The sequence below is a fragment of the Streptomyces malaysiensis subsp. samsunensis genome (genome assembly GCF_024519315.1).
Lineage (GTDB): Bacteria > Actinomycetota > Actinomycetes > Streptomycetales > Streptomycetaceae > Streptomyces > Streptomyces malaysiensis.
In genome coordinates, this window is record NZ_JANIIC010000024.1 from 94,917 (window position 1) to 109,178 (window position 14,262).

The 14,262-nt window shown below is 71.2% G+C and carries 12 protein-coding genes and 3 pseudogenes; 6 read left to right on the plus strand and 9 right to left on the minus strand.

Annotation, left to right across the window (positions count from 1 at the left end):
• Positions 1-112: 112 nt before the first annotated feature.
• From NQU54_RS21245 to NQU54_RS21265, 5 genes are all read left to right on the plus strand, one after another.
• Positions 113-883 carry an IclR family transcriptional regulator gene (locus NQU54_RS21245; RefSeq protein ID WP_069869920.1) on the plus strand — a complete coding sequence of 257 codons (771 nt, stop codon included), beginning with the start codon at positions 113-115 and terminating at the stop codon, positions 881-883.
• Between the two features lie 93 nt (positions 884-976).
• The gene (locus tag NQU54_RS21250) at positions 977-2,032 is read left to right on the plus strand and encodes a hypothetical protein (RefSeq protein ID WP_257632428.1); all 1,056 of its coding nucleotides are present in this window, start codon (positions 977-979) and stop codon (positions 2,030-2,032) included.
• Positions 2,029-3,294: a sensor histidine kinase gene (locus NQU54_RS21255; RefSeq protein WP_257632429.1), complete on the plus strand. Its 1,266-nt coding sequence runs from the start codon at positions 2,029-2,031 to the stop codon at positions 3,292-3,294. Before NQU54_RS21250 ends, NQU54_RS21255 begins: the two co-directional genes overlap by 4 nt.
• Complete coding sequence (locus NQU54_RS21260) at positions 3,291-3,971, plus strand: response regulator transcription factor (protein ID WP_257632430.1); 681 nt, start codon at positions 3,291-3,293, stop codon at positions 3,969-3,971. The genes NQU54_RS21255 and NQU54_RS21260 overlap by 4 nt, the downstream gene beginning before the upstream one ends.
• A 72-nt stretch (positions 3,972-4,043) precedes the next feature.
• Positions 4,044-5,024: an aldo/keto reductase gene (locus NQU54_RS21265; protein ID WP_257632431.1), complete on the plus strand. Its 981-nt coding sequence runs from the start codon at positions 4,044-4,046 to the stop codon at positions 5,022-5,024.
• Between the two features lie 33 nt (positions 5,025-5,057).
• Here NQU54_RS21265 and NQU54_RS21270 read toward each other — a convergent pair whose 3' ends face one another.
• The 9 genes and pseudogenes from NQU54_RS21270 to NQU54_RS21305 form a co-directional block, all read right to left on the minus strand.
• Positions 5,058-6,503 carry an NCS2 family permease gene (locus NQU54_RS21270; RefSeq protein ID WP_079257187.1) on the minus strand — a complete coding sequence of 482 codons (1,446 nt, stop codon included), beginning with the start codon at positions 6,501-6,503 and terminating at the stop codon, positions 5,058-5,060.
• 137 nt (positions 6,504-6,640) lie between these two features.
• Positions 6,641-7,861 carry a right-handed parallel beta-helix repeat-containing protein gene (locus NQU54_RS21275; RefSeq protein WP_257632432.1) on the minus strand — a complete coding sequence of 407 codons (1,221 nt, stop codon included), beginning with the start codon at positions 7,859-7,861 and terminating at the stop codon, positions 6,641-6,643.
• Positions 7,862-8,076: 215 nt separating this feature from the next.
• Positions 8,077-8,928, minus strand: a complete 852-nt coding sequence (locus tag NQU54_RS21280; protein ID WP_257632458.1) for a polysaccharide deacetylase family protein — start codon at positions 8,926-8,928, stop codon at positions 8,077-8,079.
• 203 nt (positions 8,929-9,131) lie between these two features.
• Positions 9,132-10,473: pseudogene (locus NQU54_RS21285) on the minus strand (ABC transporter substrate-binding protein).
• Between the two features lie 138 nt (positions 10,474-10,611).
• Positions 10,612-11,466, minus strand: a complete 855-nt coding sequence (locus NQU54_RS21290) for a DUF6807 domain-containing protein (RefSeq protein ID WP_257632433.1) — start codon at positions 11,464-11,466, stop codon at positions 10,612-10,614.
• Positions 11,463-11,639: pseudogene (locus NQU54_RS50550) on the minus strand (gfo/Idh/MocA family oxidoreductase); the annotation flags it as partial. The pseudogene NQU54_RS50550 and the gene NQU54_RS21290, both read right to left, overlap by 4 nt.
• A pseudogene (locus NQU54_RS21295) lies at positions 11,588-11,815 on the minus strand (dihydroxy-acid dehydratase); the annotation flags it as partial. The pseudogenes NQU54_RS21295 and NQU54_RS50550, both read right to left, overlap by 52 nt.
• Complete coding sequence (locus tag NQU54_RS21300) at positions 11,812-12,714, minus strand: dihydrodipicolinate synthase family protein (RefSeq protein ID WP_257632434.1); 903 nt, start codon at positions 12,712-12,714, stop codon at positions 11,812-11,814. The pseudogene NQU54_RS21295 and the gene NQU54_RS21300, both read right to left, overlap by 4 nt.
• 77 nt (positions 12,715-12,791) lie before the next feature.
• Positions 12,792-13,463 carry a GntR family transcriptional regulator gene (locus NQU54_RS21305; RefSeq protein WP_257632435.1) on the minus strand — a complete coding sequence of 224 codons (672 nt, stop codon included), beginning with the start codon at positions 13,461-13,463 and terminating at the stop codon, positions 12,792-12,794.
• A 172-nt stretch (positions 13,464-13,635) separates the two neighbouring features.
• On the opposite strand from NQU54_RS21305, the gene NQU54_RS21310 reads away from it, so the two are divergent.
• Positions 13,636-14,238 carry a kinase gene (locus tag NQU54_RS21310; RefSeq protein WP_257632436.1) on the plus strand — a complete coding sequence of 201 codons (603 nt, stop codon included), beginning with the start codon at positions 13,636-13,638 and terminating at the stop codon, positions 14,236-14,238.
• The last annotated feature ends 24 nt before the right edge of the window (positions 14,239-14,262 follow it).

Consider the following 14,262-nt stretch of genomic DNA (forward strand, 5'->3'; position numbering starts at 1 on the left):
TTACCGCTGCTTGCGTCTCACACATCGACGGTGTTCGATATGCTGAACGCTGTCCCGGGTGATGAATTTCCCCCTGGGACTCTATGGCTGGTCGAACAGAGGGGTCAAGGCGATGTCAGCTGCCGAGACGGGTGGGGCCCAGGTCAAGTCGGCGGTCCGCACCGTCGAACTGCTGGAGTTCTTCGCCGGGCGGCCCGGTATGCACAGCCTCGCCGCGGTGCAGGAGGCCGTGGGCTATCCCAAGTCGAGCCTCTACATGCTGCTGCGCACCCTGGTGGAGCTCGGCTGGGTGGAGACCGATGCCACCGGCACCCGCTACGGCATCGGGGTGCGCGCCCTGCTCGTCGGCACCTCCTACATCGACGGCGACGAGGTCGTGGCCGCCGCCCGCCCCACCCTGGACCGGCTCTCGGACGACACCACCGAGACCATCCACCTCGCCCGGCTCGACGGCACCAATATCGTCTATCTCGCCACCCGGCAGTCGCAGCACTATCTGCGCCCCTTCACCCGCGTCGGCCGCCGGCTGCCCGCCCACTCCACCTCACTGGGCAAGGCGCTGCTGGCCACGTACTCCGACGAGCAGGTGCGCAAGCTGCTGCCGGAGACGCTGAGCCAGCTCACCGAGCACACCATCACCGACCGCGAGAAGCTGATCGAGGAGTTGCACCTCGTCCGGGAGCAGGGGTACGCGGTGGACCGCGAGGAGAACACTCTGGGCCTGCGCTGCTTCGGCATCGCCATCCCGTACCGCACCCCCTCGCGCGACGCCATCAGCTGCTCGGTGCCGGTGGCCCGGCTCACCCCCGCCCATGAGCAGATGATCAAGGACGCCCTGTTCGACGCCCGGGACCGGCTCACCCTCGCGACGCGCCGCCTCTGACCCACGGGAGGACGGCCGCCTCCGCCATGCGGCGGAGGGGGATCGTCGGGCGGGGTGAGGCGCCGCGCCCGCCGCGCCGGGAGGCTGGTGACCATGACCCACACCCTCCCCGGCCCCCGGACGCGCTCCGCACCCGCCCGCCTGCCCGGTGACCTGACGGCGCGGATCCTGCGGGCCGTCGCGATCCTCGCCTGTCTCCCCTACATCGGCCTCAAGGCCGCCTGGATGACCGGCAGTCATCTCGGCATCCCCGAGGGCAGTGAGCTGCGCGAGCCCGGCCGGCAGACGCTGATGGTCGTCGTCAACGGCCTGTCGGTGCTCATGGACGGCGCCGTGGTCGTCCTCGCCCTGCTGCTCACCCGCCCCTGGGGGCTGCGGGCGCCGGCCTGGCTGACGGCCCTGCCCGCCTGGGTGGCCTGCGGTCTGCTCGCGCCCATCATGGCCGGATTCCCCGCCCAGTTGGCGGCCAGGGCGCTGGGCTTCGGCGGCGACGGGACCGGGGACCCAGGGCAGTCCTCAGGAACGGGCGGGACGTTCCTGGCCGAGTGGGTCTTCGGGATGGTCTACGGCGGGTTCATCGTGCAGGGTCTGGCCCTGGGGGGCCTGTTCGTGCTGTACGCCCGCCGCCGCTGGGGCCATCTGTGGCGCGGCCGGATCGCCGATCTGCCCGCCCGCGCGCCGGACCGCGCCCTCCGGCGCCCGGCCGCCGTCGTCATCGCCCTGCTCACCGCGGTGCCCGCCGCCGTCCATCTGCTGTGGGCCACGGGGTCGGCCACCGGGCTGAACCGGTACCGGGCCCAGGACCGCACCAGCGACTTCGCCGTCCTGGAGGGCGTGTACGTGCTGTTCGCGCTGGTTACCGCCGTCGGCGTGCTCATGATCGCCTTCCGCGCCGGGCGCCCGCTGCGCCTCGCCCTGCCGCTCGGCCTCGCCTGGGTCGGCTCCGCGGCGCTCGCCTGCTGGGGCGGCTGGCTTCTGCTGGCCGGGCTGACCGCCGGGAACGCCGCCAAGGAGCCGACCGCGCTGATGAATCTGACCTACGCTGTGCAGATGACCGTCGGACTGCTCGTCCTCGCGGCCGGCGGGCGCTTCCTCCGCGAACGCGGCTCCGCCGGTGCCGGGCGCGCGGCCGAGCGCCGGGCCCCGTGACCGGGGCGGGGTGGCGGCGGGCGGTCGGTGCGGTGATCGGCCGCCGGGCCCAGCTGCGCTGGGTCCATCTGGTGCTCGGCGGCGCCCTGCTGATGCCGTACTACCTGCTGACCGCAGTCGTCCTCGCGATGCTCGTCCGGGGCGCCGATCCGTTCACCTCGCTGCGGTGGCAGCTGGTCACCTTCGCCTCGGCCCTGCCACTGGCCGCGCCGACCGCGCTCCTGCCGCTCGTACGCCCCCTGGAGGCCACCGCCGCGCGGTCGCTGTGCGGGCTGCCGGAGTCCGTGGAACTCGCGGCCGGGCCCGCCGGGTCATGGGACGCACGCGCCCGCACCGCGCTCTGGTACGGACTGCACCTGGCCATCGGCGGGCTGGTCAGCGGGCTCATCCTGGCCCTGCTGCCCGCCTCGGCGCTGCTGGTCGCCCTGCCGTTCACCGACGACTCGTACACCGACGGGCTGGGATGGCCGCACGCCTTCGCCGGGGCCCCCGCCGAGCTGGCGCCCCTGGCCGGGGTGGGGCTGCTGGCCCTGATCATGGGGATCGCGGCGGCCGCCGGGGCGCTGCTGGCCCGCTGTGCGCCCGCACTGCTCGGCCCGGCCCCCGCCGATCGGCTCGCCGCCGCCGAGGAGCGGGCCGCCCGGCTCGCCTCCCGCAACCGGCTCGCCCGTGAGCTGCACGACTCGGTCGGCCATGCGCTGAGCGCGGTGACCCTCCAGGCGGGCGCGGCCCGTAAGGTCCTCGACACCGATCCGGACTTCGCCCGGGAGGCGCTGGCGGCCATCGAGGAGACCACCCGGGAGGCGGTCGGCGAACTCGACAGCGTGCTGGGCCTGTTACGGGAAGGGGAGGACGGACCGGCCCCCGCCCCCTCCCCCACCCTCATGGATCTGGACGGGCTGCTCACCCGCACCCGGGCCGCGGGCGTCGCCGTCGAGCTGACGGCCCCGGGCACGCTGGACCGGCTGCCGCCCGTCGTCTCCCGCGAGGCGTACCGCATCGTCCAGGAGGGGCTCAGCAACGCACTGCGCCACGCGGGCCGGGTGCCGGTGCGGCTCCGGATCGCCGAGGACCGCAAGAAGGTGGAGATCACGATGGAGAACCCGGTGGACGGAACCACCCGGGCACGGCCCACCGGCGGCGGGCGCGGGCTGCGCGGTATCGCCGAGCGGGTCACCCTGCTGCGCGGCACCTGTGCGTGGGACACCGTGGACGGCGTCTGGCGGCTGACGGTCCGGCTCCCCCTGGAGGCGGCCCGGTGAACACTCCGCCGTCCCCCCTGCGCATCGTGCTCGTGGACGACGAGCGGATGGTGCGCACCGCGCTGCGCGCGATCCTCTCCAGCGAACCGGACCTCGAAGTGGTGGGCGAGGCCGGGAGCGGCGCCGAGGCCGTGCCGGTGGTCCGTGAACTGCGCCCGGACGTCGTGCTGATGGATGTCCGGATGCCCGATGTCGACGGCATCCGCGCCACCGAGCGGATCCTGGGCACCTTGCCGGATCCGCCGCGCGTCATCGTGGTGACGACGTTCGAGAACGACAGCTATGTGTACGACGCGCTGCGCGCCGGGGCCAGCGGCTTTCTGCTCAAGCGGGCCCGTGCGGCGGAGCTGGTGCAGGCGGTGCGGCTGGTGGCGCGCAGCGATTCGCTGCTGTTCCCGGCCGCGGTGCGGGCGCTGGCCGCCGAGCACGCCGCCGCCCGCGGCCCGGACCGCGAGGCGTCGGCGCGGGCGCTGCGCGACCGGCTCTCCGAGCGGGAGGCGGTGGTGCTGCGGCTGATGACCGACGGGCTGTCCAACTCCGAGATCGCGGCCCGGATGGCGGTGGGACCGGCCACGGTCAAGACCCATGTGGGGGCGGTGCTCACCAAGTTGGGGGTGCGGGACCGCACCCAGGCGGTGATCGCCGCGTATGAGAGCGGTTTCGTCACACCGGGCTGACATCCCGCGGCCGGGGTGGTCTGCTGTGACGCGGGTCCGCCGAACGGGCGGCAGGGCAGGAGGAGCAGACGCATGGAGTACGTACGGCTGGGCGCGTCGGGCATCAAGGTGTCGCGGATCTGCCTGGGCATGATGAGCTACGGCAGCCCCGAGCACCGGCCCTGGCAGCTGGACATCGACGACGCGCGGCCGATCGTGCGGCGGGCGGCCGAGGCGGGGGTGACCTTCTTCGACACCGCCGACATGTACTCGCTGGGCCGGAGCGAGGAGATCACCGGCGAGCTGCTGCGGGAACTCTTCCCCAGCCGCGACGACTATGTCCTCGCCACCAAGGTCTACAACCCGATGGGAGAGGGCCCCAACGACCGCGGGCTGTCCCGTAAGCACATCATGGCGGGCATCGACGCCTCGCTGCGGCGGCTGGGCACCGACCATGTGGACCTCTACCAGATCCACCGCTTCGACCACGAGACACCGATCGAGGAGACGATGGAGGCGCTGCACGATGTGGTGCGGGCCGGAAAGGCCCGCTATATAGGCGCGTCCTCCATGTACGCCTGGCAGTTCGCCAAGGCCCAGCACACGGCCGAGGCACACGGCTGGACCCGGTTCGCCGCCATGCAGAACCACTACAACCTGCTCTACCGGGAGGAGGAGCGGGAGATGAACCCGCTCTGCCTGGACCAGGGCGTGGGCGTCATCCCCTGGAGCCCGCTGGCGCGCGGGCTGCTGGCGGGCACCCGCGACCGGGACCGCACCGGGCCCACGGTCCGGGCGGGCAGCGATCCGCTGGTGGAGAAGTGGTACGCGGACGCGGAGTTCTCCATAGTGGACGCCACCCGCGCGATCGCCGAGGAGCGCGGGGTCTCCCCCGCCCAGGTCGCGCTGGCGTGGCTGCTGGGCAGGTCCGCGGTCACCGCGCCGATCGTCGGGGCCACGAAGATCGGCCATCTGGAGGACGCGGTCGCGGCGGTCGGGCTGACGCTCGAGGAGAAGGAAGTGACCCGCCTGGAGGCCCCCTACCGCCCGCGCCCCATCATGGGCCACAGCTGACGGGGCGGGGCGGCTCGGCGGCGCCGAGGCGGCTCAGGTGAGCAGCCGCTCGAGGGGGTCGATCGCGAAGTAGACGACGAACAGCGCGGCCGTCCCCCACAGCAGCCAGTGCACCTCCCGCGCCTTGCCGAGCACCGCCTTGATCACCACATAAGAGATGAACCCGGCGCCGATCCCGTTGGAAATGGAGTAGCTGAACGGCATCAGGGCGATGGTGAGGAACGCCGGGACGGCGATGTCGAGCCGCTCCCAGTCGATGGACCGCACCTGGCTCATCAGCAGGAAACCGACGGCGATCAGCGCCGGGGCGGCGGCCTGGGCGGGCACCACGGTGGCCAGCGGGGTGAGGAAGAGCGCAAGCCCGAACAGCGCTCCGGTGACCACGCTGGCGAAGCCGGTGCGCGCGCCCTCGCCGACCCCGGCCGCCGACTCGATGTAGCTGGTGTTGGACGAGGCGGACGCGGCACCGCCGAAGGCGGCCGCCGCACCGTCGATGAGCAGCACCCGCCCCAGGCCCGGCACCCTGCCCTCGGCGTCGAGCAGTCCGGCCTCATTGCTCACGCCGACGACCGTGCCCATGGTGTCGAAGAAGTCGGACAGGATGAGCGTGAAGATCAGCAGGACGATGGTGACCACGCCGACCTGCTGGAACGCCCCGAAGAGGCTGAAGTGGCCGAGCAGCCCGAAGTCCGGGGTGTCGACGACGCTGTCGGGGAGGGTGGGCACGGTCAGCCCCCATGCCTCCGGCCGGATGTCGGCGATCTCGTTGATGACGATCGCGAGCACGGTCGAGACGACGATGCTGATCAGCAGGGCGCCCTTGGCCTTGCGCGCCATCAGCGCGACGGTCAGCAGCACCCCCACACAGAAGACCAGCACGGGCCAGCCGGTGAGCCGGCCGTCCGAGCCGAGCTGTACGGGCGTGGAGCCGGTGGGGCCCGGTATCCGGGAGACGAACCCGGCGTCGATGAAGCCGATGAAGGCGATGAACAGCCCGATGCCCACGCTGATCGCCTGTTTCAGCGGCTGCGGGATGGCGTGCATCACCGCCTCGCGCAGCCCGGTCGCCACCAGCGCGCAGATGATCAGGCCCTCCAGGACCACCAGGCCCATGGCATCGGCCCAGCTCATCTGCGGGGCGATCTGGAAGGCGACGACGGCGTTGAGCCCGAGCCCCGCGGCGAGGGCGAGCGGAAGGTTGCCGCCGATGCCCATGAGGACGGTCATCACGGCGGCCACCAGGGCGGTGGCGGTGGCGAGTTGAGTGCCCGAGAGCTGCTCGCCGAACTTGTCCTTCGCCCCGCCCAGGATGATCGGGTTCAGCACGAGGATGTACGCCATCGTGAAGAAGGTGGCGAATCCGCCCCGGACCTCCCGGCCGAGGGTGGAGCCGCGCTCGGATATCCGGAAGTACCGGTCGAGCGGGCGGAGTCCGGGCCCCGGTGGGGCCGGTGCCTTGTCCGTGATCTGTCTCGCCATGGTCGCGCTCCTCGGGGACGGCGTGCGGATCGGCGGCATGCCGGATCAAGGGATTGTGCCCGCCCTGAGCGCGATTCAGGTTTTGTTCTTGTTACGGGATCGGCGGCCGCGCGGCGCACCGCACGGCCGGGCCGCCGTCAGTTCATCGGCGAGCCCATCTCCGTGCGGTCCATGACCACGAGGAAGCCGGTGAGCGGCAGTGAGCCGTCCTCCCGCCGGGGGTTGGAGGCCGTGGTGGGGTCGGTGGTGACCAGCGGCGGGGTGGCCCGGCGGCCCGGCGCCCAGTTGTTGTCCCGGGAGACGGCGAGGGGCCCGGTGTCGGCGCTGCCGCGCCCGTTGGAGAGCGCGAGGTTGCGGTTGAGGCGGGCGTGGGAGCCGACGAGGGAGTAGCCCTTGCCCCAGTTGTCGAAGGCGGTGGTGCGCTGGAGCCGGAGGGCTCCGGTGTTGCCGCCCGCGTCGAAACCGCTTTTGGTGTTGGACCAGGCGGCGGAGGACCGTACGACATGGGCGGGCGAGGGGGCGCCATCGCGGTTGGCGCCGAGCTGGAAGCCGCTGCCGTTGCCCTTGAAGTAGGGGATGTGCCAGCGGTTGCGGCCGTTTCCGAAGGCCCAGGAGTGCTCGATGGTGACGGGGCTCGCCCACATCCACAGGTCGAGGCCGTCGTCGCTGTTGTTGAACAGCCGGGATCCGGTGACCACATTGCCGGTGCCGGAGCCATGGGTGAGGGCTATGCCGTCGGCTCGCCGGCCGCCGGTGGCGTCGTCGTGGTTGGCGTAGGAGTCCAGGTTGCGGATGACGTTGTCGTTGGTGCGGTCGCCGCGGAGGGTGAGCCCGGTGTCGCCGTTGCCGTGGGTGCTGAGGTTCTGGAAGACGTTTCTCGTACAGGAGGTGCAGACCAGGCCGCCGCCCGGGGCGTTGCGCAGTTCGATCCCGGAGACCGTCCAGTAGTCGGTCGAGAGGGAGACCAGGGAGGAGCCCTCGCCCAGTCTGGACCCGTCGAACCGGACCTTCTCGGCCCCGTGGGACCGCAGTTGGACGCGCTCGCGGGGGGTGCCGCTGACGGAGCTGCGCAGCGTCCTGGCGGGGTAGTACGTACCGCCGCGCACCTCGATGGTGGTGCCCGCCTTGGCGGACGAGAACGCCTTCTCGACGCTCCGGTAGGGGGACTTGAACGTGCCGGTGTTGCCGTCACTGCCGTTGGTGGCCACGTACAGGGTGGTGGGCACGGCGCTCGCGCCGTCCGGCGAAGCCGTCAGATACACCCCGGCCACGGCCGACGCCACGATCACGGCGCTGCCCAGCGGCAGCGTACGATCCTTGCGCCTGCGGTGGCGGCCCCGCTTGCGTCTCAGCCTCATGGCAACTCCCCTGTTCCGCGTCGAGAGAACGGGCCGGGGGATCCGGACCGGCCCGATCCATGTCGTAGTTGCCGCCAGTCCAGAGTAGGTTGCCGCGCTCCCGAGGATTCTTAGATTACGAAATCTCGATCGGCTCGCGATAGCTTGCGACAACTCTTGATCATTTTGTGGCCGAGGATGTTCGGTTACGACAAAGATCCTGCCGGTCTGTTGTCTTATGGGCGATAGACCTTGCCCGGCTCCGGAGTGGCAGGGGCCATCAGCTGGGAGACCGTCACCACCGTGTAGCCGTCCTTCTTCAGCTTCGCGAGGATCCCGGGCACCGCCGGGACCGTGCCCTTGTAGATGTCGTGCAGCAGGATGACGCCATCGCGCTTCGTCTGGTCCGGCACCCGCTTCTCGATCAGCGCGGAGTCGGTCGTCTGGTAGTCCTTCGCCGTGACGCTCCACAGCACCTGCGCCACGCCCAGCTCCCGGCAGATCTTGGAGACCCGCTCGTCCGTACGCCCCTGCGGCGGCCGCATCAGCAGCGGGGTACGGCCGGTGAGCCTGGCGACGGCGTCCTGGACACGGGTGATCTCCGAGCGGACCTCGTCGGAGTCGGTCTTGGTCAGGATCTTGTGCGACCAGGTGTGATTGGCCAGCTCATGGCCCTCGTCCGCGATACGGCGCACCAGGTCGGGGTGTTTCACGATGTGGTTCTTGCCCAGCATGAAGAAGGTCGCGTGGACGTGCTCACGCTTGAGGATCTTCAGCAGCCGGGGGGTGTTCCCGCTGGGGCCCGCGTCGAAGGTGAGGGCGACGCATTTGGCGATGGCGCAGTCGACGGAGCCGGTGTCATCGCCGTTGTCGCTGTTATCGCCCTTGTTGCCCTTGCCGCTCTTGTCTCCCTCCTTCAGCACGTTCGGCTTGGACGCGGCCGGTGTCGAATGCCCGGCGTCCGCCGCCGCGTGCTCCCGGGCACTGCGCGGCGAGGTGGTGTCGTAGGACGCACCGCAGCCACTGAGGCCCAGCGCGAGAGAGACGGCACCTACGAGCAGCCCGGATATTCGGCCCTTTTGCCCCATTGACATCCCCGTAGCCCCCTTGTGGTCAGCAGTGGTCGCGATGCCGCCAACAGACGTATAAATACGTAAAGTCGGCGGCACTCGGCGAGCACTATACACGGAAGGTATACATGGGGTTCATAGAGGGCGCGAGAGCCCGAGGGCCAAGGGCCCGCCGGCTCATGGCTCATGGGGCGCTCATGGGGTGAAGTGGTGGCGCGCGGCTAGTTCTGGTGCTTCTCCCAGTCCGCCTGGGCCGAGTTGAGCTCGTTCGCGACCTTGTCGCAGAACGCCTTGGCGGTCAGCCGGCCGAGCAGCACCTTCTGGAAGCTGGGCTCGTTGTCGGCCTTGCTGATGTTGTTCCAGTCCGGGAGGTAGTACGGCAGCTGGACGACCTTGGTCCGCGGATCGTTGAGCGACTCCAGCACGGCCTTGGCCGGCGGGGCCTTGGCGATCCATTCGTCGTCCGCGGCCCCGACATTGGCCGGGATCGCGCCCACATCCTCGTTCCAGAGGCTGTTCATCTCCGGGGAGGCCGCGAACTCGATGAACTTCCAGGCCGCCGCCTTGTTCTTGCTCGCCTTGAACAGCCCGAGGCCGTCGACCGGGTTGGAGACGATGGTGCGCGCCGCTCCGGCCCTGGACGGCGGCAGCGGTATGCCCGCGATCTTGTCCTTGCCGAGCAGCCGTATGTGGTCGACATAGCTGCCGAGGTTGTGCTGCAACATCCCGATGTCGCCCTGGCCGAACTGGGCGACCATCTTGGCGAAGTCGTTGTTGAGATCAGCTGCCGGGGGTGACCTTCTTGAAGAGGGCGATGTACTTCTCGAGCGCCGCGACGTTCCGGGGGTCGTCGAGGGTGGTCCTGTCGCCGTCCCAGAAGGACGAGATACCGGACTGGGCGTACATCATGTCCAGCGCCTGCGCGATCGAGCCCGCGCCGCCGCGCAGGGTGAAGCCGAACTTGTTCCCGCCCCTGTCGGTCAGCTCGTCGGCGGCCTTGTAGAAGTTCTCCCAGCTGTCGGGCGCGGGCAGCTTCGCCGCCTTGAAGAGGTCGGTGCGGTACCAGAGGGTGCCCTGGTTGGCGGAGGTCGGGACGGAGTACAGCTCCTTGTCGTCACCGCCCGCCGCCCGGACACTCTCGACCATGTTCTTGATCAGCTTGCCCTTGAGGGCGCTGTCGTCGATGCGGTCGGTCACCGGGTCGAGGGCGCCCTGGGCGACCAGATTGGCCAGATACGCGGTGCCCACGCCGCCGACGTCGGGCAGGCTGTCGCCACCGCTCTGGATGGCGGTGTCGTACTTCGACTGCACATTGGTGATCGGGATCGGGACGTACTTCACCGTGATGTCGGGGTACTTGTCCTCGAACTTGGCGATGATCTGCTTCCAGATCTTGGTGCGGGGGCCGCCGTTGTTGTCCCAGAAGGTGATGGTGCCCTTGCCGGGGCCCTCCTCGCCGGTGGTCGAGCCGTCGTCGCCGCAGGCGGTGGCTGTTAAGGCGAAGGTTAGGGCTGCGGCTAGGGTGGCTGCGGTTCGGGGTGTTCTGCGGCGCGTTGGTTTCATGGTGTTCTTCTCCTTTGTGGGTCTCCTTGCGGTTGCTGGTCGTTGAGGGTTGCGCCGTCTTGGCTGAGGACGGTGGCCGTCTGCGGGTCGGTTGTGCCCACCCGTTCCGCCCCGCAGAACGATTGCCCACAACCTGGGTTATACGGCTGCGCCTTTGTCTGAGAGGTGGGTTGCCAGGCGGGCTGCCGCGGCGTGGGGTAGGCGGCCGTCGGCGATCGCGGTGACGATGCGGCGGGTGACCGTGTCGGCGGGGGCGATGGGCAGCGGACGCTCCCATGCGAGGGTCGAGCCGACACCCGGGTGCTCCCCGGTGCGCACACACCACGGGTCGGCCCGGGTGTCGCCGGTCGCACCGGCGAAGACCAGCGTCCAGTCGTCGGTGGCCAGCGCCAGCCAGTCCGCGGGCCGTCCGTGCACCGCCGCCCCGCCCTCGCCGTCGGCGCTGAAGACGTGGGCGGACTCGGGGAGCCGCGGGACGCGCCAGAAGAAGCCGCCGCCGTGGCCCGCCCCGCCGAGGGCGATCTCCTGGCCCGTCACATTGGTGAGGGCGGAGGTGAAGTCCAGCGCCCAGCACTCGGTGCCCAGGGACCGTACGGCCACTGTGCGCCGCTCCAGCAGCAGTTGCCGCCCGCCGGCCGCCCACGCCAGCTCCTCCACGAAACCGTCGGGGTCGCGCAGCAGCCAGCTGAGATGGCGCTGGCTCCCCTGGCGGTCCCGTCGGCCCGGCCCGCCCCGGAAGTCGTGTCCCGCCACCTCCGGGATGGCCATGGACACGCCCAGGTGGGCCGGATCCTCCGCGGGCCGCAGCCCGGTGACGGTGACGCCGCCGAGGGTGCGCACGGGGTGCAGATACGGGGGTGGCGCGAGCGCGCCGGGCAGTTGGGGCCGGTGGGCGTACGTCCCGACGACCCGGCCCTCATGGCGCAGCAGGGTGCAGGGGGGACGGCGGGTGAGGGAGGGGGTCAGGGGATTCGAGGGGGGCAGGGGTGTCATGGGTGCGGGACCTCCGCGGGGGTTGCGGCCCAGGGGGCGCGCAGTTCCGAGTACAGGGCGAGGCGCTCGGCGCCGGCGGTGACCAGTCGGTCTATGCCGGGCACCACGCGCCGCTTGGCGGCCCGCGGGACGACGCCCGCACCGCGCTCGGTGCGCCAGGCGTCGGCGGGCAGATATCGCTCCAGGTGTTCAGGATCGCGATGACCGGCTTGCCCAGGTGCTCCTCGGGGAGATAGCCGAGCTGGCGGGTGCGGGCCCGGTGGCTGAAGGAGCGCAGGCCCTCGGTGCCGTACCACTGGTGACTGCGCAGCTCCTCGGGGCGCTTGCGCGGTCTCCGTCGCGTGCTCACACCGACCACCCCTCGACGATCGCGGCGACTTCCGCGCGCCTCGGCTCGGGCAGCGGCTTGCTCGGGGCGCGGACGTCGCGCCGGCACAGGCCCATCGCGGCAAGCGCTTCCTTGACCACCGTGACGTTGTTGGCGGACTGCCGCTCGGCCCTGAGGTCCTCGAACCGCCGGATCTGCTCCCACACCTTCATCGCGCCCGGATAGTCCCCCGCGCGCAGCGCCCCCAGCATGTCGAGCGAGACGTTGGGGGCCACATTGACCAGGCCCGAGGTGAAACCGGTGGCGCCGACCGCCCAGTACGAGGGCGCGTACAGCTCGGCGAGCCCGGCCACCCAGACGAACCGGTCAAGACCGGCGTCGCGCGACACGGCGGCGAAGCGGGTGGCGTCCTGGACCGCGTACTTGACCCCGATGACATTGGGACACTCCTCGCCGAGCCGGGCGATCGCCGCGCCCTCGATGAGCGGATTGCGCAGATACGGCACCACACCCAGCCCGGGGACGGCCTCGGCGATGGTGCGGTGGTAGTCGATCCAGCCGTCCTGGGCGACGTAGGGATACACCGGCTGATGGACCATCACCATGTCGGCCCCGGCCGCGCGGGCGTGGCGGGCGGCCTCGACCGCGGTGGCCGCGTCATGCCCGACCCCGACGAGCACGGCGGCCCGGCCAGCGGCCTCCTCGACGGTCAACTCGGTGACCAGCCGCCGCTCTTCGAGGGTGAGGGCGTAGAACTCCCCGGTGTTGCCGTTCGGCGTGACCGCCTTGACCCCGCCGTCGAGGAGCCGGCGGAGCAGGGCGCGGTAGGCGGTGCGGTCCACGGCGCCCTGCGCGTCGTACGGAGTCACCGGGATCGCCACGACGTCCGCGAGCGCCGTCCTCAGCGGTGAGTAGTCCATACGAACCCTTTCTCTCGATGTGGGCATCGGGCGGGCTGTTCGAATGGTGCTGGGGTCGGCGACCGGGCCGCCGGGGGCTACTCCCGGTCGGCGACCGGGGCCGTCGGGTGCCGCTCCCCGTCCGGGAAGGCGCGCTGGACGAAGGAGGCGATGTGGTCGTGGAGTGCGCTCGCCGCCCCGTCGGCGTCGCCGTCGAGCGCGCGGGCCAGGATCTCCCGGTGCTCACGGGCCTCCCGCTCCCAGGAGGGCACCGCCTGCCGGCCGATGGCGGACACCAGCGCGGCCTGGTCGCGCAGTTCGTCGAGCATCCGGGTCAGCAGGGGGTTGCCGCAGGGCAGATAGAGCGCCCGGTGGAAGTCGCGGTTGGCGAGCGACCGGCCGGCCGGGTCGGCGGCCGCGTCCGACCGCTCCAGGGCGGCCCCGGCGGTCTCCAGCGCGGCCCCGGCGGTCACGGTCCGGCGCAGCGCCTCGGGCTCCAGGAGCAGCCGCACATCGTAGACGGAGTGCGCCATCGCGGTGTCCACGGTCCTGACCGTGGCCCCCTTGTACTCGCTCATCACCACGAGCCCACGCCCCGCGAGCGTCTTGAGCGCCTCCCGCACGGGCGTCTTGGACACCCCGAACTGTGCCGCCAACTCGGCCTCCACCAGCGCCTGTCCGGGCCGCAGCCGCCCGGTGAGAATCGCGTGCTTGACCGCCTCCAGCACGTACTGGGTGCGGGAGGGGATCGGGCTCGGGGCGATGTCCATGGAGGGCTCTCAGATCTCACATATCTTGTCTCGTATATGACGCATGAAGTACGACGCGATGAAGTTAGGGCGGCCCCGGGGGTTCGTCAACCGTCCTGACGAAAATTCGCACACTGCGGGCGATCGTCCGCACACGCCCCGCGACTCGCCCCGGCGCCGATAGCGTGGCCGGATGAGGGTGGGATCCGCGACGACGCGGCTGATCGTGCTGCGCGGCAACTCCGCGTCCGGCAAGTCCTCCGTCGCCGCCGGGCTGCGCGCCCGCTACGGACGCGGCCTCGCGCTGGTGGGCCAGGACAATCTGCGCCGGGTCGTGCTGCGGGAGCGGGACACCCCGGACGCGGCCAACATCGGCCTCATCGACACCGTGGCCCGCTACGCCCTCGACCACGGCTTCCACGCCGTGGTCGAGGGCATCCTGCACACCGCGCACTACGGCCCGATGCTGGACGCCCTGTGCCGCGACCACCTGGGCCGCACCCACGCCTACTACCTCGACGTCCCGTTCGCCGAGACCCTGCGGCGGCACGCCACGAAACCGCAGGCGGACGAGTACGGCGAACGGGAGATGCGCGACTGGTACCGGCCGCTGGACCTGCTGCCCGGCGGGGTCGAGACGGTGATCCCGGCGGCGAGCGCGCTGGAGGAGACGGTCGAGCGGGTGATGCGGGACGCGGGGTGGGCTGCGGCGCCCGGGGACGTCGGCGGACCGGGCCCTTCCGTTGTCACGCCCGCTCGGGTGCGTCGGCGGTCTTCGGGTGCCGGGGGCCGGTGATCGCTTCGGGGAGGGGACGCAGGA

Coding starts and splice junctions, on each gene's coding strand:
- NQU54_RS21245 (WP_069869920.1), top strand. CDS start 113: ATGTCAGCTGCCGAGACGGGTGGGGCCCAGGTCAAGTCGGCGGTCCGC.
- NQU54_RS21250 (WP_257632428.1), top strand. CDS start 977: ATGACCCACACCCTCCCCGGCCCCCGGACGCGCTCCGCACCCGCCCGC.
- NQU54_RS21265 (WP_257632431.1), top strand. CDS start 4,044: ATGGAGTACGTACGGCTGGGCGCGTCGGGCATCAAGGTGTCGCGGATC.
- NQU54_RS21270 (WP_079257187.1), bottom strand. CDS start 6,503: ATGGCGAGACAGATCACGGACAAGGCACCGGCCCCACCGGGGCCCGGA.
- NQU54_RS21275 (WP_257632432.1), bottom strand. CDS start 7,861: ATGAGGCTGAGACGCAAGCGGGGCCGCCACCGCAGGCGCAAGGATCGT.
- NQU54_RS21280 (WP_257632458.1), bottom strand. CDS start 8,928: ATGGGGCAAAAGGGCCGAATATCCGGGCTGCTCGTAGGTGCCGTCTCT.
- NQU54_RS21290 (WP_257632433.1), bottom strand. CDS start 11,466: ATGACACCCCTGCCCCCCTCGAATCCCCTGACCCCCTCCCTCACCCGC.
- NQU54_RS21300 (WP_257632434.1), bottom strand. CDS start 12,714: ATGGACTACTCACCGCTGAGGACGGCGCTCGCGGACGTCGTGGCGATC.
- NQU54_RS21305 (WP_257632435.1), bottom strand. CDS start 13,463: ATGGACATCGCCCCGAGCCCGATCCCCTCCCGCACCCAGTACGTGCTG.
- NQU54_RS21310 (WP_257632436.1), top strand. CDS start 13,636: ATGAGGGTGGGATCCGCGACGACGCGGCTGATCGTGCTGCGCGGCAAC.